Source organism: Oleiphilus sp. HI0080, assembly GCF_001635135.1.
This window is the reverse complement of the sequence record NZ_LWFU01000955.1, coordinates 1-859: the sequence shown is the minus strand read 5'-3', so window position 1 is coordinate 859 and position 859 is coordinate 1. Positions and strand designations below refer to the sequence as shown.

Genomic DNA, 859 nt, shown 5'->3' with positions numbered 1-859 from the left:
TACCTGCATTTAGACCAAAAATTCATGCACTTGGGCTTCCACATCTATGACGTTGGATTTCAAAGCCCGAACGTAGAAGCAGCACGACCACTCGTGTATGCAACGTCACTTTTATTGGTGGCGGTTATCGCTCTGTTGAATTTGTCAGCCGTCGCGATTCGCAACAGACTACGTGAAAAATACAAAGCGCTTGAGATGTAACCCAAGCGCTCATCCGAAATTAGTATTAGAGATTTAACCAAAGAGTTTGATATGGAAAACCAGAATTCAAGCACAAGCACAGAAAACACAAGCGCGACTGCACCAAATAGCGATCGCACCCATGGTATCGACATTAGCAGTCTTTCACGCGCAGAGAATACCTTGCGTTTAGAAGACGAAAAGATTGCACTGAAAGTGAATGACCTTCGTCTCAGTTATGGAGAAAAAGAAGCACTTCACGGTATCAACATGACCATTCCACAAAACCGGGTGACGGCGTTTATCGGCCCATCAGGCTGTGGTAAATCAACGCTATTGCGCTGCTTTAACCGAATGAACGATTTGGTAGATGGCGTCAACATTAGCGGAAAAGTGTTGCTAGAAGAGCAAGATATTTACGACAAAAAAGTCGAAGTCGCTGACCTTCGCCGTCGTGTTGGCATGGTATTCCAAAAGCCGAATCCATTTCCGAAGAGCATCTACGAAAACGTTGCCTACGGTTTACGTATTCAAGGCATTAATAGCAAACGCGTACTGGATGAGACGGTCGAATGGTCATTGCGCTCAGCCGCGCTTTGGGACGAAGTAAAAGATCGCCTAAACGACAGCGCGCTCGGTCTGTCTGGCGGTCAGCAACAGCGTTTGGTTATCGCGCGTA

The 859-nt window shown here is 46.6% G+C and carries 1 protein-coding gene and 1 pseudogene; both read left to right on the top strand.

Annotation, left to right across the window (positions count from 1 at the left end; translation table 11 throughout):
• A pseudogene (locus A3751_RS21945) lies at positions 1 to 201 on the top strand (phosphate ABC transporter, permease protein PstA); the annotation flags it as partial.
• Between the two features lie 51 nt (positions 202 to 252).
• Positions 253 to 859, top strand: a 607-nt coding sequence (locus A3751_RS18535; protein ID WP_082863370.1) for a phosphate ABC transporter ATP-binding protein, incomplete at its 3' end; no start/stop codon positions are given.